The organism is Micromonospora sp. NPDC005707 (genome assembly GCF_040631005.1).
GTDB lineage: Bacteria > Actinomycetota > Actinomycetes > Mycobacteriales > Micromonosporaceae > Micromonospora.
This window is the reverse complement of record NZ_JBEXYR010000014.1, coordinates 115,887-133,975: the sequence shown is the minus strand read 5'-3', so window position 1 is coordinate 133,975 and position 18,089 is coordinate 115,887. Positions and strand designations below refer to the sequence as shown.

Genomic DNA, 18,089 nt, shown 5'->3' with positions numbered 1-18,089 from the left:
CGCCCGCCGCCGCCCCGATAGGCTGGCGGCGCTATGGATTCCCGTACCGGACTGCCTGTCGTCGGCATGGTGGGCGGTGGCCAGCTCGCCCGGATGACCCACCAGGCCGCCATCGCCCTCGGCCAGTCGCTGCGCGTGCTCGCGCTCGCCCCGGACGACGGCGCCGCCCTGGTCGCCGCCGACGTCCAGTACGGCGACCACACCGACCTCGCCGCCCTGCGCACCTTCGCCAAGGGATGCGACGTGGTCACCTTCGACCACGAGCACGTGCCCAACGCGCACATCCGCACCCTGACCGAGGAGGGCGTGAAGCTCTTCCCGCCGGCCGAGGCGCTGGTGCACGCGCAGGACAAGCGGGTGATGCGCGAGCGGCTCGGTGAGCTGGGCGCGCCGAACCCGGCCTGGCGCCCCGTCGAGACCCCGGCCGACCTGCTCGCATTCGGCGCGGAGATCGGCTGGCCGGTGGTGCTCAAGGCCGCCCGCGGCGGCTACGACGGCCGGGGCGTCTGGATGGTGGACGACGCCACCGCGGCCGCCGAGCTGGCCACCACCCTGCTGGCCGGGGGCACCCCGCTGATCGTCGAGGAGCGGGTGGCGCTGCAACGGGAGCTGGCCGTGCAGGTGGCCCGCTCGCCGTTCGGGCAGGTCGCCGCCTACCCGGTGGTCGAGACGGTGCAGCGGGACGGCATCTGCGTCGAGGTGCTCGCCCCGGCGCCCGACCTGCCCGAGGAGCGGGCCGTCGCCGCGCAGCAGCTCGCCATCGACCTGGCCACCGCGCTCGGCGTGGTCGGCCTGCTCGCCGTGGAGCTGTTCGAGACACCCACCGGGCTGGTGGTGAACGAGCTGGCCATGCGGCCGCACAACTCCGGGCACTGGACCATCGAGGGGGCCCGGACCTCCCAGTTCGAGCAGCACCTCCGGGCCGTGCTCGACTACCCGATGGGGGACACCTCGCTCACCGCGCCGGTCGTGGTGATGGCGAACGTGCTCGGCGGCGAGCCGGGCGGCATGTCCATCGACGAGCGGCTGCACCACCTCTTCGCCGCCGAACCCGGCGCCAAGGTCCACCTGTACGGCAAGCAGGTGCGGCCCGGCCGCAAGATCGGGCACGTCACCGTGCTCGGCACCGACCTGGACGACGTACGGGCCCGGGCCGCGCGTGCGGCCCGCTGGCTGCGGGAGGGGCGCTCATGAGCACCGTCGGGCTGATCATGGGCAGTGACTCGGACTGGCCGACCATGAGGGCCGCCGCCGAGGCGCTGGACGAGTTCGGCGTGCCCTACGAGGTCGGCGTGGTGTCGGCGCACCGCACCCCGGTCAAGATGATCGAGTACGGTCGGGCCGCCGCGGACAGGGGCGTCAAGGTGATCATCGCCGGGGCGGGCGGCGCGGCACACCTGCCCGGCATGGTCGCCTCGGTCACCCCGCTGCCGGTGATCGGCGTGCCGGTGCCGCTGAAGTACCTCGACGGCATGGACTCGCTGCTCTCCATCGTGCAGATGCCGGCCGGCGTGCCGGTGGCCACGGTGTCGATCGGCAATGCCCGCAACGCCGGCCTGCTCGCCGTACGCATCCTGGGCGTGTCCGACCCGGCGCTGCGCGACCGGATGGCCGCCTACCAGGCGAGCCTGGAGGACCTGGTCGCCGAGAAGGAAGCCAACCTCCGCGCCTCGCTCGCCTGAGCCGCCCGGGCACCTCCGGGCGGACCCGGCACCCTCGGCCCGCCCCCGACGGCGAGCGCCCACCCCTCCGGTTTCACCTCATGCCCCGCAGCGCCGTCTGGAGGCGTTCCTGGGCGCGCCGGCGCCGCTCGTTGCTCGCGCCGAGCACCAGCAGGAGGAAACCGACCGGGATGAGCACGAGCCACGGGCCGAGGCTGACCAGCGCGTGCACCGCGGCGATGGCGGTGACCGCGGCGCCCACGATCACCGGCGCCTGCTGCTGGCTCGTCGAACCGAAGATCAGCACCGCCACGGCGCCGAGCAGCAGCAGCACCTGGCGCAGCATGCTGGACTCGGTGGCCAGCACGATCGCCAGCGTCGGCAGGAACGCGGCGACCAGCGCCGGCCCGTACGCCACCCAGCTCGACAGGTCGGGCCGGTGCCGTAGCTGCACCACCCCGACCAGCAGGGCGAGCAGCGCGAACGGCAGGGTGTAGGCCTCGGGCAGCGCCACGTCGGCCGTCCGCATGAGGATCCACCAGGCGCTGATCTCGCAGATCACCACGCCCCAGATCAGCAGGTTCCGTTCCCCGGCCCGCCGACCCGGGCGGCCGGCCGCCATCCCGAGGACGGCGCCCCAGGCGGCCAGCAGCGCGGCGATGTGCCGGGGTGAGTCGTAGGCCAGGGCCAGCGCGATGAGCGCCGCCGCGTGGCCGCTCCACTCCACGGTGGCCGCCTCCCGGTACGCCTCCGGCCGGCGCAGCCGGGGCAGGGCGGCGGCGAAGACCTGGAGCGCCGCACCGACGGCCAGCACCCCGAACGCGGACCAGACCGCGGCGAGCCCGGCCACCAGACCGAGCGTGAGCACGAAGAGCTGGGCCATGAGCGAGGCGAACAGCCAGCCCAGGATGCGGGCCCGCTGGGTGGTGCCGAAGAGGGCGGCGACCGTGCCCACGCCGACCGCGCCGCCCAGCGTGAACAGGGTCAGCTCCCGGGTGGCGAGGCTGCCGGAGAGCCCGGCGTTCCCGGCGGCCAGCCCGATGGCGAACACCAGCACCCGGGCGACCCGGATGGAGCGGGCCGGTTCGGCCAGCGCGGGCGGCGGGGTGAGCGCCAGCCCCAGCATCGAGACGGTGAAGACGGCCAGCCCGGCCGTCGCGGTCACCGGCCAGCCGCGGCCGAGCGCCACCGGGGTGATCAGCAACGTGAGCGCCGCCCCGGGCAGGATCACCGGTACGGCCCGGGACCGGCGGCCGCCGCTGAACCCGACGGCGGCGAGCGCCGCCGTCGCGGTGAGCAGGAGCGCGGTGAGCACGTGCGTCGGGTCCACCGCCTCGGGTGGCGGGGTGAGCAGCCCCGGCGGGGGTCCCTGCCAGATCCGGGACACCACCTGGAGCGGCTCGACCAGCGCCACCACCAGCGCCGGCGCCAGCGTGGCGAGGGCCAGGGCGGTGGGCAGCGCCGCCGCGGCGAGCGCACCGGCCGCCGGGCTCACCCGCCAGCGGCGCTCGGCCGGGTCGTCGGGCTCGCGGCGCAGCGCCCCGTTCAGCAGCACCGACCAGCGGCGGACCGGCTGGGCCGAGCCGACCGGCGGCACGGTGGCAGCCCGGATCAGTTCGGCGAGCACGCCGAGCAGCGCCGCCGCGGCGGCGTACACCCCGGCGGGGAGGTGGGTGATCACGGCGGCGGCCGCGCTGACCGTCGCGCCGCCCACCACGGCCACGCTCGCGAACGGGAGGTACTGCGGGACCTGCCGGCGGACCGCCGCCACCGCGGCCAGGCCGATGCTGGACGCGGCGAGCGCGGCGGTGAGCACCACCTGCGGGGGCCGGCCGTACTCGACGGCCAGGGCGGCCACCGCCCCGGGGAGCGCGAGCAGTGCGGCGCCGGCCGCCGCGCCGCCGACCTGCACCAGGTGCACCGGCATCCCCTCGGTGCGGACGTCCTCCACCAGTGCCGGCGCGAGGGCCCGGGCCAGGGCGGCCACCGTCACCCCGATCAGCGCGATGCTGCCGAGCGCCAGCGCGGTGGTCCACGGGCGGACCAGCCCGGCGCCGGCGGCGTGCAGGGCGACGACCCCGGCCACCGTGGCCCGGGACAGCGCCGCGCGTGGATCGGCCGCGGCCACCGCCGCCATCCCGAAGACCGTGGCGACCATGGCGCCCACCAGCACCGGCGACCACCAGGGCAGGTCGAACGCGGCCGGCGCGCCGATGGTGGCGAGCACGGCGGCCGCGCCGGAGACGTCGTACTTCCAGGGCGGCGGCAGCAGGATGCCTGCGGCCACGGCCAGCAGCGCCAGCGCGATCGGCGCTTGCCAGGTGGACCCGCCGGTCGGCGCGGCCGGCCAGCCGCTCAGGTCGCCGGCCCAGATCGGACCCGGCGTGGCCAGCACGCCGACCCCGCCGCGCAGCGCGCTCCACGCCGCGATCAGGCCGATGAGCGCGCCGCCGGCCGCGATGCCGAGGACTGGGCCGCGCCGCCACTCCTCGGGCAGCGCCCGTGCGGCGACGGCGACCACCGTGACCAGCGCGGCGGCCACCACGAGCTGGCCGCCGGGGGCCAGCACGGCGGCGATCCGGACCAGGGTGGCGATGAGCGCCACCGTGGTGGCGGCGAGGGCCAGGTCCGACCCGTCGAGCGACAGGTCGGCGCGGCGGCCGGCGTCGATCCGGGGGGCCAGCGCCAGCAGCGCGGCGGCGACCAGCAGCAGCCCGCCCAACCAGGCGTCGGCGGTGGTGGCGCCGGGCGCGCCGAACGCGGCCGCCGCGACCGCCACCGCGCCGAGCACGGTGCCGAGCGCGTGCGGCATGGTGAGGTGCCGCTGCGCGACCTGGACGAGGGCGGCGTAGCCGAGCGTGACGCACACGCCGAGGAAGCTCGCCGCGAGGATCGGGACGGTGACCTCCCGCAGGTTCGCCGGGGTGGGGATCGGCACGGCCGGCACCGTGGCGGCGACGAACGCGGCCACGGCGCCGGGCAGCGCGAACGCCGCCCCGCCCGCCGCCCAGGCGCAGACGGTGTCCGCGGCGGCGGCGGCGATCCGGACCCGGGGCGCCAGCGAGACCAGCGCGCCGGCCAGGAACAGGAGGGTCAGCGCGGCGGCGGTCAGCGCGGGCCGGGCGAGAGCGGCCCCGGCCCCGATCAGCCCGAGCCCCGCGGCGGTCGCCGAGTGGGCCACCGCGGCGCGCTCGGTGCCGGCCGTGAGCCCCAGCACGCCGATGGCCACCGCCGTCAGCAGCATGGGCCAGCAGGCGGTCGCCCAGCCCAGCCCGAGCGAGGCCGGCACGGCGAGCGCGGTCAGCGCCGCGCCGACCACCGCGAACTCGCGCCGGATCTCCCCCGGCAGGGCCACCACCGCGGCGACGGTGAGCAGCAGCGCGCTGGCGGCGAGCTGCCAGCCGGTCGGGCCGACCGCCGCGGCCAGCTCGGCGTGCCAGTCGCTCAGCTCCGCCGACCAGGCGGGCAGCGCGGCGCGGACCGGGGCCAGCCCGGCGCGCAGCGCGCCGCCGGCCACCACCAGGCCGCTGACCGTGAGCGCCACCGCCGAGGCGAGCTGCGGACCCCGCCGGGCCGCCTCCGGTACGGCCCGGACGGCGAACCCGGTGAGCGCGATGATCGCGGCGATGAGCAGCAGCGACCGGCCGGGGAAGGCGACCGAGGCGACCCGGCCCAGCGCGCCGATCACCGCGAGGGTGACGATGCCGGCACCCACATCCGGCAGCGGCGGCCGGCGTAGCACCAGCGTCCCGGCGAGCCCCACCAGCGCGGCGAGCAGCAGGACGACCCCGGCCCCGGCGGCGGCCGGCACGGTGGTGGCGCGCAGCAGGGCGGTGACCGCGTACGCCAGGGCGACGGCGACGGCGGCACCGTGCAGCAGCCAGGTCAGCTCGCGGAGCCAGGGCACCGGACGGGCCGGCGGGACCGGCTCCGCGCCGGCGGGCGGCTCGGCGCCGAGCACCTCGCCGGACTCCTCCGGGTCCGACTCGGGCCGGCCGTCGGCGGCGCGCTGCCGGGGCGGAGCGGGCTCCGGCGCCGGGATCGGCAGGTCACGCCGGACGGGGCGTTCGACCACCACCGCCGAGCGGGCCAGCGCGAGGTCGGCCACCGCCACCACGGTGAGCACCAGCGCCCAGCCGGCCGGCCCGGTGATCCGCTCGTACGCCAGCAGCGGCAGCACCGGCTGGGCGGCCAGCACGGTGGCGAAGCGGGGTGCCCGCAGCCCGGTCCAGTACGCGTACCCGAACGCGACCACGGTGGTGACCAGGAAGATCGACCCGGAGAAGGCGGGGCCGGAGGTGCCGCCGCCGACCCGGTCGACGGCCCAGAGCGCGTACCCGGCCAGCGGCAGCAGCAGCAGGCCCACCGCGGCGATCGTCTCGGCGGTGGAGGTGAGCCCGCGCCGGGCCACCACCGGCGGGGCCAGCAGCATGAGCACCGTGGCGACGAGCAGCACGCCGAGCCGGGCCAGCGCGTCCATCGAGCTGGTGGCGACGGCGGCGAAGACCACCGCCGCGATGCCGAGCAGCAGCGCGCCGAGCCCGAGCGGGATGTTCTGCACCTCCCGCGAGGACGCCTCCGGCGGGTGCTCCGGGTCGTCCGCGTCGAGCCACTGCGGGCGGCCGCGCGGCGGCGACGGGGGGAGGTCGTCCGGGCCGGTCGGGGTGCCCTGGCGGGGCACCCGGGGTGGCGCGCCGGTGGTGGCGGTCGGCGGGCGGCGGCCGGGCCGGCGGCGCAGCACGCGGCGGGGCCGGGTGGCCTGCTTGATCCGCTCCTCACCGGCGTGCGCCAGGATGTCCCGCTGGAAGAGGGCGGCCTGCATCTTGGCGGCGATCTGCCGCTGCTCGCGGGCGATCTCCGCGTCGCGGGCCTTCATCTCGGCGATCGAGCGCTCGATGTCGGCCAGGTGCTCGGCCCACTGTGGCTGGTCGGCCCCACAGTGCGGGCAGGCGACGGCGGGCTTGATCTCCCGCCCGCACGAGGCGCACCTGAAGGTCTGCACGACACTCTCCCGTCCGGGCGGCCCCCGCGCGGTGAACCTCCCAGTCGCAGCATGCCTTGAGCGGGCCCGGATTTCGACCGTTGCCGGCGCGTTCCGGACAACAAAAAGAGCCGGCCGGCCGGGGAACGGGTCCCCGGCCGGCCGGCCGACGGTTCACGGCGTCAGGGGCGGCCCATGCCGCGGTACTCCCAGCCGGCCTGCGTCCACAGTGTGGAGTCCAGGCAGTTACGGCCGTCGACCACCTTGCGGCCGTTGGCCAGCTCGCCGAGGGCGACCGGGTCGGCGTTGCGGAACTCGGCCCACTCGGTGAGGACGCAGACCAGGTCGGCGCCCTGGACGGCGTCGTTCATGGTCGCCTCGTAGGTCAGCTCGGGCACGGCCCGGCGGGCGTTCTCCACGCCCTGCGGGTCGAACACGTGCACGTCGGCGCCGGCCTTGCCGAGCAGCGCGGCGACGGCGAGGGCGGGGGCGTCCCGGACGTCGTCGGTGTTCGGCTTGAAGGTGGCGCCGAGCACGGCGATCCGGGTGCCGGAGAGGTCCGGGCCGGCCGGGCCGGAGCGGCGGCCGAGCAGGTCGGCGGCGAGCTGGATCACCCGGGTCCGCCGGCGCAGGTTGATCAGGTCCACCTCGTGCAGGAAGCGCAGCGCCTCGCCGGCGCCGAGCTCCTGGGCGCGGGCCTGGAAGGCCCGGATGTCCTTGGGCAGGCAGGCGCCGCCGAAGCCGAGGCCGGCCTGGAGGAAGCGGTTGCCGATCCGGGGGTCGTAGCCGATCGAGCGGGCGAGCTGGGTGACGTCGCCGCCGGCGGCCTCGCAGACCTCGGCCATCGCGTTGATGAAGGAGATCTTGGTGGCCAGGAAGGCGTTCGCGGCGACCTTGACCAGCTCCGCGGTGGCGAAGTCGGTGACCACCAGCGGCACCTCGCGGTCCTCGGTGGCGGCCAGGTCGAAGACGCCCTTGTGCGCGGCGTAGAGCATGCCGTTGGCCCACTCGCTCTTGACGCCGACGACGATCCGGTTGGGCCGCAGCACGTCGTCGACGGCGAAGCCCTCCTGGAGGAACTCGGGGCTCCAGGCCACCTCGACGCCCAGGTCGGCCGGGGTGTGCTTGCCGACGAGCTGCTCCACCCACTCGGCGGTGCCGACCGGCACGGTGGACTTGCCGACGATCAGCGCCTTGCGGCTCAGGTGCTGGGCGAGGCTGGTCACCGACGCCTCGACGTACGACAGGTCGGCGCCCATCCCGTCGGCCCGCTGGGGGGTGCCGACGCAGATGAAGTGCACGTCGCCGAAGTCGGCGGTCTCCTGGATGTCGGTGCTGAAGCGGAGCCGGCCGGCGGCCAGGTTGCGGCGGAGCAGCTCGTCCAGGCCGGGCTCGTGGATCGGCACCTCGCCGGCGTTCAGCTTCGCGATCTTGTCCGCGTCGACGTCGAAGCCGAGCACCTCGTAGCCCAGCTCGGCGTAGCAGATGGCGTACGTCGCGCCGAGGTAGCCGGTGCCCAGGAAGGTCACCCGGGGTCGGGCCGCGCCGGAGGGCGGCGTCACCGCGGCGATGGCGGGCATCGGCTGGGTGTTCGGGTACGGGATCGTCACGCCTGTTTTCTCCGCTCGCACTGGCGGCGCTTCCTTGCGTCGCGTTCGGCTGGGGCGCCAGGGCCGGCACCGAGGGAACTCTCTCGTCTTGTCTGTGAGGGTAGTTGTGGCCTGTCGCCGTCGCTCGTGCGCGAGCCTACCCGCCGGTAAGGTCCGGCTGAACCCTGGTGGCTATCCTTCAGTCTGCGGCAGTCGGCAGCCTTCCGGGCGCCACAGACTGCGCATGATAGCCGTGAAAGGGGAGGGCCGACATGCCCGCAGAGCAGTCGTTCGACGTCTACCGGTTGCCGGAGGAGCACGAGGCGATCCGTGAGGCGGTCCGGGAGGTCTGTGCCGCGAAGGTCGCTCCGCACGCCGCTGAGGCGGATGAGACGGGTGAGTTCCCGAAGGCGTCCTACGACGCGCTGCGGGCCGCCGACTTCCACGCGCCGCACATCCCGGTCGAGTACGGCGGCGCCGGCGCGGACGCCCTGGCCACGGCCATCGTGATCGAGGAGGTGGCCCGCGCCTGCGCCTCGTCCTCGCTGATCCCGGCGGTGAACAAGCTGGGCACCATGCCGCTGATCCTGGCCGGCTCCGAGGAGCTGAAGCGGAAGTACCTGACCCCCGTGGCGGCCGGCGACGCGATGTTCTCCTACTGCCTCTCCGAGCCGGAGGCGGGCAGCGACGCCGCCTCGATGACCACCAAGGCGGTCCGGGACGGCGACCACTGGGTGCTCAACGGCGTGAAGCGGTGGATTACCAACGCGGGCGTCTCGGAGTACTACACGGTCTTCGCTGTGACGGATCCCACAGCCCGCTCGAAGGGCATCTCGGCCTTCGTCGTGGAGAAGTCCGACGCCGGGGTGAGCTTCGGCGCGCCGGAGAAGAAGCTCGGCATCAAGGGCTCGCCGACCCGCGAGGTCTACTTCGACAACGTCCGCATCCCGGCCGACCGCATGATCGGCGCCGAGGGCACCGGCTTCGCCACCGCGATGCGGACCCTGGACCACACCCGGGTCACCATCGCCGCGCAGGCGGTCGGCATCGCGCAGGGCGCCCTGGACTACGCCAAGGGCTACATCCAGGAGCGCAAGCAGTTCGGCAAGGCGGTCGCCGACTTCCAGGGCATCCAGTTCATGGTCGCCGACATGGGCATGAAGCTGGAGGCGGCCCGGCAGCTCACCTACACGGCGGCCGGCAAGTCGGAGCGGGGCGACGCCGACCTGACCTACTTCGGCGCGGCGGCCAAGTGCTTCGCATCGGACGCCGCCATGGAGATCACCACCGACGCGGTGCAGCTGCTCGGCGGCTACGGCTACACCCGGGACTACCCGGTCGAGCGGATGATGCGGGACGCCAAGATCACCCAGATCTACGAGGGCACCAACCAGGTGCAGCGCATCGTCATGGCGCGCCAGCTGCTCAAGGGCTGACCACACGGGCGACGACGATCGGGCGGGCGGGCCGGGTGACCGGCCCGCCCGCGGTCGTCAACGGATCTCGGTGGTGCCCTCCGGTCGGGTGGTCGCGCGCGGGGGCGCGGACCACGGTGACTCGCCGCCGGTGCGGCGGGGCAGGGGTTCGGTGGGGGTGTCGGGGTAGGCCAACGTGAGCGGGGCCGTGTCGCCGTCCTTCGTCGGGTCCGCCGGAGGCCAGTCGCCGAGCGAGGGGCCGTGCTCGACCGGCTTGCCGGCCGGGGTCAGCTCCGCCTCGGCCGGCCCGGCCGGCCGCTGTCGCCAGCGCTGGCCGCTGAACACGGCCATCAGCAGCAGCACGCCGATGAGGAACAGCGTGCCGTTCTCCAGCGGCTGGCGCAGCGGCAGCGGGTCCCCGAGCATCTTCCAGCTCTCGGGGACCCGGTCCCGGACGGCGAAGGGCGCGACGAACAGCCCGAGGTAGGGGACCACGAGCAGCAGCCCGGCCACGGCCGGGCCGATCGGCGAGAAGCGCAACGTGCCGAGCAGGCCGAGCAGGATGCCGGCGACGCCCAGGTACACGGCCGGCTCGATCAGGTTGGGCGTGCTGTACGTACCGATCTCCACCCACCGGTGCACGGTGCGCCCAGATCCGTCCTGACCGAGCGTGACGAGCACCCAGGTGACGGGCGCCACCACCAACCCGGCGAGGAAGCTCCAGAGATGTCGCATCCGCGCACCGTACCGTTTCCGGCATGACAGATCACCCCTCCGCCCCCGCGGGCAAGCCGACCTCGTACTCGCGCGTCACGCTGAGTCGCATCATGACCGCTGTCGATGTCAATCTGTACGGGACCGTGCACGGTGGGGTACTGATGAAGTTCGTCGACGACGTGGCCGGCGCGGCGGCGGCCCGGCACAGCGGCGGCACCGCGGTGACCGCCTCGATCGACGAGATCGTCTTCTCCGAACCGGTCCGGGTGGGCGACCTGGTGCACGCGCACGCCCAGGTGAACTGGACCGGCAACACCTCCATGGAGGTCGGGGTGAAGGTGGTCGCCGAGCGCTGGGACTCGGCCGAGGACGAACCCGTCCGGGTCGCCACGGCGTACCTCGTCTTCGTGGGGGTCGACGTGGGCGGCGCCCCGCGGCCGGTGCGGCCGGTGCTGCCGGAGACGCCGGAGGACGAGCGGCGCTACCGGGAGGCGGAGATCCGCCGCGCCCACCGGCTGGCCCGCCGCCGGGCGATCCAGGCCCACCGCGCCGGCTGAGGGATGCCGGCCCACACACCCCGGGGCCCGGGCGTGTGGGCCGGCCACGCCCCGTCACCGGCGCCGGGTGCGGAGAATGGCCTCGCGGGGTAGGGCAAGATGGCGCCACGGCCCATGCACAGTGTGGTGACGGGCCTCAGGGAGGGTGGAACAGTGGGTGACGTGCTGTGGACGCCGCCGGCCGACGTGCGTGAGCGGTCCCGGATCGGTGACTACCTGCGCTGGCTGGCCGAGCACCGCGGGCTGGAGTTCGCCGACTACGACGCGCTGTGGCAGTGGTCGGTGACCGACCTGGACGCCTTCTGGCGGTCGATCTGGGACTGGTTCGAGGTGGTCTCGCACACCCCGCCGACCGCCACGCTCACCGACCGGACCATGCCGGGCACCCGGTGGTTCCCCGGCGCCACCCTCAACTACGCCGAGAACGTGCTGCGGATGCCCGGCCGGGCCGACGACGACCCGGTGGTGATCGCGCACGGGCAGACCCGCGCCCCGGAGACGCTGACCGCCGCGCAGCTGCGGGAGCAGGTCCGCCGGGTGGCGGCCGGCCTGCGCCGGCTCGGCGTGGGCCGGGGCGACCGGGTGGCGGCGTACGCGCCGAACATCCCCGAGACCTACGTCCTGCTGCTCGCCACCGCCAGCCTCGGCGCGATCTTCTCCTCCTGCGCGCCCGAGTTCGGCACCCGCAGCGTCACCGACCGCTGGCAGCAGATCGAGCCCACCGTGCTCGTGGCGGTCGACGGCTACCGCTACGGCGACAAGCCGGTCGACCGGCGCGCCGAGGTGGCCGCCATCCGGGCCGCCCTGCCGTCGCTGCGGCACACCGTCGGCATCGCGTACCTCGACCCGGCCGGGCCGCCCCCCGAGGGCGCTCTCTCCTGGGCGGACCTGGCGGCGGAGACCGACGAGCCGCTGGCCTTCACCCCGGTGGAGTTCGACCACCCGCTCTACGTGCTCTACTCCTCCGGCACCACCGGCCTGCCCAAGCCGATCGTGCACGGCCACGGCGGCATCCTGCTGGAACACCTGAAGATGCTGGCCCTGCACCACGACCTGGGCCCCGCCGACCGGTTCTTCTGGTTCACCACCACCGGCTGGATGATGTGGAACTTCCTGGTCTCCGGGCCGGCGGTCGGCGCCACGATCGTGCTGTTCGACGGCAACCCGGGCCACCCCGACCTGGGCGCGCTCTGGCGGCTGGCGGCGGAGACCGGCACCACCTACTTCGGCACCTCGGCGCCGTTCCTGCTGGCCTGCCGCAAGGCCGGGCTGGTCCCGAAGGAGATCGCCGACCTGTCCGCGCTGCGCGGGGTCGGCTCGACCGGCGCACCGCTGCCCGCCGAGGGCTTCACCTGGGTCTACGAGACCGTCGGCGACCGCCTCCAGCTCCAGTCGCTCTCCGGCGGCACGGACGTCTGCACCGGCTTCGTCGGCGGCGTGCCGCTGCTGCCGGTGCACGCCGGGGAGATCACCTGCCGGGCGCTCGGCGCGAAGGTGGAGGCCCGCTCGGCCGACGGCACGCCGGTGATCGGCCAGCTCGGCGAGCTGGTGATCACCGAGCCGATGCCGAGCATGCCGGTCGGCTTCTGGAACGACACCGACGGCTCGCGCTACCGGGAGGCGTACTTCGAGGTCTACCCGGGCGTCTGGCGGCACGGCGACTGGATCACCGTCAACGAGCGCGGCGGCTGCGTGATCACCGGCCGCTCCGACGCCACCCTCAACCGGGGCGGCGTCCGGCTCGGCACGGCCGAGTTCTACTCGGTGGTCGAGGGGCTCGACGAGGTGGTCGACTCGGTCGTGGTGCACCTGGAGGACGACGAGGGCGGTGCCGGCGAGCTGCTGCTCTTCGTGGTGCTCGCCGAGGGCCTGGAGCTGGACGACGCGCTGCGGAAGAAGGTCTGCCGGGAGCTGCGGACCGCGCTGTCGCCGCGGCACGTCCCCGACGAGATCCACCAGGTCCGGGCGGTGCCGCGCACCCTGTCGGCGAAGAAGCTGGAGGTGCCGGTCAAGAAGATCCTCACCGGCACCCCGGTGGACCACGCCGCGGCCAAGGGCGCCCTGGCCAACCCGGAGTCGCTGACCGCCTTCGCCGCCTTCGCCCAGCGCCGCGCGGACTCGGACCACCCGACCCCGGCCTGACCCGGGTCAGGCGAGGGCCCGGGTGACCTTCTCCGTCGCGGTGCGGGAGTCCAGGCGGGCCGGGTCCAGGTTGGCGCACGCCACCAGGGTGGCGCCGGCGGTGAGCGGGGCCAGCAGCCAGTCGACCGGGTCGGGGTGCCGCGTCACGTCGACCAGGAGCCGGTCGCCGGGGGTGAGGCAGAGCTCCGCGGCCCGGGCCTCCGCGCGGGCCAGCAGCGCCGCGTCGCCCTCACCACCACCGGGGTACGGGGTGAAGTGATCGCCGTGCGCGCGTACCGCCGGGATGAAGTCGGCGAAGCCGGCCGGCACCTGCCGCATGGGCAGCGCGAACGGGTCCAGGGCCAGCGCGTAGCGCTCGCCGGCCGGCCAGTCGCCCGCCTCGTCGACCCGGCCGGCGGCGGCGAAGAGCACGTCCACATGGCCCGGGGCCTCGGCCACGGTCAACTTCGCCGACCAGCAGCCGAGCAGCACGGCGGCGGTCTGCCAGTGCGGCGGCAGCAGCACCGCGGCCGTGTCGCCGGGGGCGAGCGCGACCTCGTCGACGAGCAGGTTGGCCGTCTTGGCCACCCAGTTCGCGAGCGTCGCGCCGGACAGTTCGGTGCGCTCGCCGGTGGCGTCGTCGTACCAGGTCAGCAGCGGGCGGGCGGGGTCGGGCGCGATCGCGTCGGCGAACACCCGGGCAATGTTGTCGGCCATCGGCGCGAACGATACGCGCCCGGTACGCGTACTCGATGACAACGACAAGTCGGCGTACCGTCGGGTCGCAGTCAGCGTCGGGCACCCGGCCCGGCGTAGGCTTGCCGACAGTGTTGTTCCCCACAGACGCGCCAGCCTGAGGAGTCGCCCCGTGACCGCCGGTCGCCCGCCCCGCGTGCTCATCGACGCCACGAGTGTCCCCGCCGACCGCGGCGGCGTCGGTAGATACGTCGACGGCCTGCTCGGTGCCCTCGGCCGGGTCTGCGGCTCCGGCGTCGACCTCGCCGTGGTGAGCCTCCGCACCGACCTGGAGCGCTACACCCGCATGCTGCCCGGCGCCGAGGTGATCCCCGCTCCGGCGGCCGTCGCCCACCGCCCGGCCCGGCTCGCGTGGGAGCAGACCGGCCTGCCGCTGCTGGCCCAGCAGGTGGGCGCGGAGGTGCTGCACTCGCCCTTCTACACCTGCCCGCTGCGGGCCGGCTGCCCGGTCACGGTCACCGTGCACGACGCGACCTTCTTCACCGAGCCGGAGCACTACGACAAGTCGCGCCGCACCTTCTTCCGCAGCGCCATCAAGACCTCGCTGCGCCGGGCCGACCGGGTGATCGTGCCGAGCAAGGCCACCCGGGACGAGCTGATCCGCCTGCTGGACGCCGACCCGACCCGGATCGACGTGGCCTACCACGGTGTCGACCAGGCCGCCTTCCACGCGCCGAGCGAGGAGGAGAAGGCCCGGGTCCGGGCCCGCCTCGGGCTGGGCAGCAGCAGCTACGTGGCGTTCCTCGGGGCCAAGGAGCCGCGCAAGAACGTGCCCAACCTGATCCGCGGCTGGGCCCGCGCGGTCGCCGACCGGGAGAACCCGCCCGCGCTGGTCATCGCCGGCGGCCAGGGGCACGACGACGACATCGACCGCGCGGTGGCCGAGGTGCCGTCGCACCTGCGGCTGCTGCGCCCGGGCTACCTGCGCTACGGCGACCTGCCCGGCTTCCTCGGCGGCGCGCTGGTCGCCGCCTACCCGTCCTACGGGGAGGGCTTCGGCCTGCCGATCCTGGAGGCGATGGCGTGCGCCGCGCCGGTGCTGACCACGCCGCGGCTCTCCCTGCCCGAGGTGGGCGGCGACGCCGTGGCCTACACCAGCGAGGACCCGGACCAGATCGCCACCGACCTGACCGCCCTGCTCGACGACGAGCAGCGCCGGCTCTCCCTGGCCAAGGCCGGTTTCGACCGCGCCAAGGAGTTCACCTGGGAGTCCAGCGCCGAGGTGCACATCGCCGCGTGGAGCCGGGCGCGTTCCTGAGTGTCACCTGCGGGTACGCCCGACCGGGGGCCCGTAGCACGGCGGTTCGGGCATGATGTGCTGATGTTCTACGCCGTCATCCCGGCGGGTGGCAGTGGCACGAGGTTGTGGCCGCTGTCCCGTGCCGGCCACCCCAAGTTCCTCCACCCGCTGACCGGCACCCCGGCCTCGCTGCTCCAGGCGACGGTCGACCGGCTGTCGCCGCTGACCACACCGGACCGCACGCTGGTGGTCACGGGGGCCGCGCACGTCGCGGCGGTGGCCCGGCAACTGGCGGGCGTGCCGGAGGAGAACATCCTGGTCGAGCCCTCGCCGCGGGACTCCTGCGCGGCGATCGCGCTGGCCGCCGCGGTGATCGCCGAGCGTGAGCCGGAGGCGGTGATGGGCTCGTTCGCCGCCGACCACCTGATCGGTGACCCGGCGCGCTGGGCCGAGGTGGTCCGGCAGGCGATCCGCGGCGCCGAGCAGGGTTCGCTCATGACGGTGGGCATCACCCCGACCCGGCCCGAGACGGGCTACGGCTACCTGGAGACCGGCGAGCCGGTGGGCGACGGCCCGCTGCGCCCGGTGATCGAGTTCAAGGAGAAGCCCGCCGCCGACGTGGCCGAGGGCTACGTGCGTTCCGGCCGGCACCTCTGGAACGCCAGCATGTTCGTCTGGCGGGTGGACGTCTTCCTGGCCGAGCTGGCCCGGCAGCAGCCGGCCCTGCACGCGGGGATCACCGCGATCGCGGCGGCGTGGGGCACCCCGGAGCAGGACGACGTCCTCGGGACGGTCTGGCCGACCCTGCCGAAGATCTCCGTCGACTACGCGGTGATGGAGGGCGCGGCGACCGCCGGCCGGGTGGCGACCGTCCCGGGCGACTTCGGCTGGAACGACGTGGGCGACTTCCACACCCTCGGCGAGGTGCTTCCGGCGGACGCCGCCGGCAACGTGGTGCTGGGCGGCGACGCCAAGCCCGGCGTGCTGCTGCGGGACAGCAGCGGCATGGTGGTGGTGCCGCAGTCCGGCCGTCTGGTGGCCGCGATCGGCGTCCACGACCTGATCGTGGTGGACACCCCGGACGCCCTGCTGGTCTGCCCGCGCGACCGGGCGCAGGACGTGAAGAAGGTGGTCGACGAGCTCAAGGAGCGCGGCGAGGAGGGGCTGGTCTGACCGGGCGCCGGGTCAGCCGGCGGCCCGCCGGGCCAGCGCGGCCAACCCCGGCGCCACCAGCTGGACGGTCCCGTCGGCCAGTGGCTCGGGCAGCCGGTCCGGCGGGAACCAGCCCAGCGCCTCGGACTCGGCGCTGACCCGCTCGGTCGCCCCGGCGGGGGCCAGCACGGCGAACCGGACGTCGTAGTGCAGCGAGCCGCCCTGGCAGGCCACCGGGTGGATGTCCACGTCGATCGGCTCCGGGTCGACCACCAGGCCGGCGATCCCGGACTCCTCGGTGGCCTCGCGCAGCGCGGCCGCCGCCAGGGTCCGGTCGCCGGGCTCGCAGTGCCCGCCGAGCTGCACCCACTTGCGGAATTTGCCGTGCAGGCAGAGCAGCACCCGGGCGCCCGTCGGGTCCAGCACCAGCGCGCTGGCCGTGACGTGCCCGGGCCGGTGTGCCCGGCTCATCGCCACCGGCCCGGCCGCCAGCAGCGCCAGCGTCCGGTCCCGGTTCGCGGCGGCCTCCGGGCTGGTCGCCGTCCAGCGGCCCAGCACCGCGGTGGCGTCGGCGTGCAGGTCGGCGTACGTCTCGATGTCCGGCACCCCGCCACTGTACGGGCGGTGGCGCGCTGGCTCGGCGGGAGCGGTCGCCGGACGACACCTCTACGGAGAAAGAGCCGCAGACCCTCGTGGTGCCGTCCGGCCGACCGGCGCGCCCGCGGACCGACAGCCGGTTCGGCGATGCCGTGCCCCGGCATGGCGGGCAAGAGGAAGTCTGCCCAACCCGGCCGGGCACCGTCGAGGTTTTTCATCCCACGCTTAAAGATGGAGATAAGTACCGGCGGGTACAGTGCTCAACGTGGCGGGCACTCCCTCGGTCCGCCCGGGAGAGCTCCATGCTGAAGGTCATTTTCTCCCGCGAGGACATCCTGCGGACCAGGGTGGCTCCTGCCGCGGATCCCGTCTGGGAACTGGTCCTCAGCCTGCACCTGCTCCAGGGCCGCGGGCGTGACCCGCTCCTGACCGAGTGGCGACGCACCGTGGCCTCCGGGCTGCGGACCGACACCACCGCGGAGCGTTACCGCCTGCTGCTCGCGCTCAACCCGCCCCGCGGCTACTTCCCCGACTTCCTCACCCCGTACGCCAGCAAGGAGGGCCTGGACGCCGGGCTGGAGGCGATCCGGGGCACCCCGGCCGACCTGCTCCGCCGTGACCTCACCCGGCTCGCCGAGGAGAACGCGCTGCCGGCGTCGGCGAGCGCCCTGGCCCGCGGCGAGCCCGAGGTGCTGAGCCACCTGACCGATTCGATGGTCCGCTACCAGTCGCTGGCCGTCACCCCGTACTGGTCGCGGATCCAGGCGGCCGTGGAGGCGGACCGGGCCCGCCGCGCCCGGGCCATGCTCGACGGCGGCACCGAGGGGCTGCTGGCCAGCCTGCGGCCGAACATGCGCTGGGCCGACGGCGTGCTGGAGGTCCTCGACTACCCGGACAGCCGGGAGCTGCACCTCGACGGCCGGGGGCTGCTGCTCGTCCCCTCGTTCTTCTGCGCGCGCACCCCGGTCGCGCTCCTCGACCCGAACCTGCCGCCGGTGCTGGTCTATCCCGTCGACCGGCTCGGCGGCCTCATGCCCGAGCCGGGCAGCGACGCCGACGCCGCGCAGCGGGAGGCGCTGGCCGCCCTGCTCGGCCGGACCCGGGCGGCCGTGCTGGAGGCGGCCGACGAGGGCTGCACCACCGGCGAGGTGGCCCGCCGGCTGCGCATCTCCGCCGCCGCGGCCAGCCAGCACACCACCGTGCTGCGCAACGCCGGCCTGCTGGTCAGCCACCGCGACCGCAACACCGTCCTGCACACCCTGACCCCGCTGGGCCGGGCCGTCCTCGACGCCTGAGGTCGCGC

General features: G+C 75.0%; 13 protein-coding genes. 8 read left to right on the top strand and 5 right to left on the bottom strand.

Features of this window, described 5'->3' with window-relative positions; translation table 11 throughout:
* Positions 1–33 precede the first annotated feature (33 nt).
* Positions 34–1,194: a 5-(carboxyamino)imidazole ribonucleotide synthase gene (locus ABZ452_RS25445; protein WP_357947653.1), complete on the top strand. Its 1,161-nt coding sequence runs from the start codon at positions 34–36 to the stop codon at positions 1,192–1,194.
* The gene (purE, locus tag ABZ452_RS25440; RefSeq protein WP_357947649.1) at positions 1,191–1,682 is read left to right on the top strand and encodes a 5-(carboxyamino)imidazole ribonucleotide mutase; all 492 of its coding nucleotides are present in this window, start codon (positions 1,191–1,193) and stop codon (positions 1,680–1,682) included. The genes ABZ452_RS25445 and purE overlap by 4 nt, the downstream gene beginning before the upstream one ends.
* Positions 1,683–1,755: 73 nt before the next feature.
* Here purE and ABZ452_RS25435 read toward each other — a convergent pair whose 3' ends face one another.
* Together ABZ452_RS25435 and ABZ452_RS25430 are read right to left on the bottom strand one after the other, a co-directional pair.
* Positions 1,756–6,663, bottom strand: a complete 4,908-nt coding sequence (locus ABZ452_RS25435) for a permease (RefSeq protein ID WP_357947646.1) — start codon at positions 6,661–6,663, stop codon at positions 1,756–1,758.
* 161 nt (positions 6,664–6,824) lie between these two features.
* Positions 6,825–8,252 (bottom strand): UDP-glucose/GDP-mannose dehydrogenase family protein, encoded by a 1,428-nt coding sequence (locus tag ABZ452_RS25430; protein ID WP_357947643.1) that lies wholly within the window; start codon positions 8,250–8,252, stop codon positions 6,825–6,827.
* A 251-nt stretch (positions 8,253–8,503) separates the two neighbouring features.
* Between ABZ452_RS25430 and ABZ452_RS25425 the strand changes: the two genes are divergently transcribed.
* Positions 8,504–9,667, top strand: coding sequence for an acyl-CoA dehydrogenase family protein (locus ABZ452_RS25425; RefSeq protein ID WP_357947640.1), 1,164 nt, complete (start codon positions 8,504–8,506; stop codon positions 9,665–9,667).
* 57 nt (positions 9,668–9,724) lie between these two features.
* Here the strand turns inward: ABZ452_RS25425 and ABZ452_RS25420 are convergent, their stop codons facing one another.
* Positions 9,725–10,381: a hypothetical protein gene (locus tag ABZ452_RS25420; RefSeq protein WP_357947637.1), complete on the bottom strand. Its 657-nt coding sequence runs from the start codon at positions 10,379–10,381 to the stop codon at positions 9,725–9,727.
* Between the two features lie 23 nt (positions 10,382–10,404).
* Between ABZ452_RS25420 and ABZ452_RS25415 the strand changes: the two genes are divergently transcribed.
* Positions 10,405–10,920, top strand: a complete 516-nt coding sequence (locus ABZ452_RS25415; RefSeq protein WP_154230056.1) for an acyl-CoA thioesterase — start codon at positions 10,405–10,407, stop codon at positions 10,918–10,920.
* Positions 10,921–11,073: 153 nt separating this feature from the next.
* Positions 11,074–13,062 (top strand): acetoacetate--CoA ligase, encoded by a 1,989-nt coding sequence (locus ABZ452_RS25410; RefSeq protein WP_357947633.1) that lies wholly within the window; start codon positions 11,074–11,076, stop codon positions 13,060–13,062.
* Positions 13,063–13,068: 6 nt separating this feature from the next.
* Here the strand turns inward: ABZ452_RS25410 and ABZ452_RS25405 are convergent, their stop codons facing one another.
* Complete coding sequence (locus ABZ452_RS25405) at positions 13,069–13,758, bottom strand: TIGR03089 family protein (protein WP_357947630.1); 690 nt, start codon at positions 13,756–13,758, stop codon at positions 13,069–13,071.
* A gap of 151 nt (positions 13,759–13,909) precedes the next feature.
* Between ABZ452_RS25405 and ABZ452_RS25400 the strand changes: the two genes are divergently transcribed.
* Both ABZ452_RS25400 and ABZ452_RS25395 read left to right on the top strand, forming a co-directional pair.
* Complete coding sequence (locus ABZ452_RS25400) at positions 13,910–15,055, top strand: glycosyltransferase family 1 protein (RefSeq protein ID WP_357947627.1); 1,146 nt, start codon at positions 13,910–13,912, stop codon at positions 15,053–15,055.
* 63 nt (positions 15,056–15,118) lie between these two features.
* On the top strand, positions 15,119–16,210 hold the full coding sequence (locus ABZ452_RS25395; RefSeq protein WP_357947624.1) for a sugar phosphate nucleotidyltransferase: 1,092 nt from the start codon (positions 15,119–15,121) through the stop codon (positions 16,208–16,210).
* Between the two features lie 12 nt (positions 16,211–16,222).
* Here ABZ452_RS25395 and ABZ452_RS25390 read toward each other — a convergent pair whose 3' ends face one another.
* Positions 16,223–16,795, bottom strand: a complete 573-nt coding sequence (locus ABZ452_RS25390; RefSeq protein WP_357947621.1) for an NUDIX hydrolase — start codon at positions 16,793–16,795, stop codon at positions 16,223–16,225.
* Positions 16,796–17,088: 293 nt separating this feature from the next.
* Between ABZ452_RS25390 and ABZ452_RS25385 the strand changes: the two genes are divergently transcribed.
* Complete coding sequence (locus ABZ452_RS25385; RefSeq protein ID WP_357947618.1) at positions 17,089–18,081, top strand: winged helix-turn-helix domain-containing protein; 993 nt, start codon at positions 17,089–17,091, stop codon at positions 18,079–18,081.
* The last annotated feature ends 8 nt before the right edge of the window (positions 18,082–18,089 follow it).

Excerpts from the sequence above, each read along its gene's own strand:
- ABZ452_RS25395 (WP_357947624.1), top strand. The coding sequence starts at position 15,119 with ATGTTCTACGCCGTCATCCCGGCGGGTGGCAGTGGCACGAGGTTGTGG.
- ABZ452_RS25415 (WP_154230056.1), top strand. The coding sequence starts at position 10,405 with ATGACAGATCACCCCTCCGCCCCCGCGGGCAAGCCGACCTCGTACTCG.
- ABZ452_RS25385 (WP_357947618.1), top strand. The coding sequence starts at position 17,089 with ATGCTGAAGGTCATTTTCTCCCGCGAGGACATCCTGCGGACCAGGGTG.
- ABZ452_RS25405 (WP_357947630.1), bottom strand. The coding sequence starts at position 13,758 with ATGGCCGACAACATTGCCCGGGTGTTCGCCGACGCGATCGCGCCCGAC.
- ABZ452_RS25420 (WP_357947637.1), bottom strand. The coding sequence starts at position 10,381 with ATGCGACATCTCTGGAGCTTCCTCGCCGGGTTGGTGGTGGCGCCCGTC.
- ABZ452_RS25425 (WP_357947640.1), top strand. The coding sequence starts at position 8,504 with ATGCCCGCAGAGCAGTCGTTCGACGTCTACCGGTTGCCGGAGGAGCAC.
- purE (WP_357947649.1), top strand. The coding sequence starts at position 1,191 with ATGAGCACCGTCGGGCTGATCATGGGCAGTGACTCGGACTGGCCGACC.
- ABZ452_RS25445 (WP_357947653.1), top strand. The coding sequence starts at position 34 with ATGGATTCCCGTACCGGACTGCCTGTCGTCGGCATGGTGGGCGGTGGC.